Below are 247 nucleotides of genomic sequence, written 5' to 3'. Positions count from 1 at the left end.
GGTGAAACGGGCACAAAGCGGACCCGACGCGCTTCGGATCGTGGAGTCGTTTACGCCGGGCGTTGCCCTGATCGATATCACGATGCCCGGCATGGACGGCCTCGAGCTTGCGCAGTTGCTTCGCCTGCGCCCGCAGTGCGGCCAGACGAAGCTGGTGGCGTTGACCGGCTATACCGAAGGCGCCGGTCGCCTCGAGGCGGGCGTTGGCGTATTTGACTGCCATCTCACCAAGCCGCTGTCGCTCGAC

General features: G+C 65.6%; 1 protein-coding gene. It reads left to right on the top strand.

Features of this window, described 5'->3' with window-relative positions:
* Positions 1 to 247 (top strand): response regulator (locus SB725_RS33115; protein WP_410923688.1); only part of this gene is annotated, 247 nt, incomplete at both ends.

It is taken from the genome of Pseudomonas sp. SIMBA_041 (assembly GCF_046535095.1).
Taxonomy (GTDB): domain Bacteria; phylum Pseudomonadota; class Gammaproteobacteria; order Pseudomonadales; family Pseudomonadaceae; genus Aquipseudomonas; species Aquipseudomonas mucoides.
Note: the sequence above shows the minus strand (reverse complement) of the source record. Positions and strands in the feature narration are given on the sequence as shown.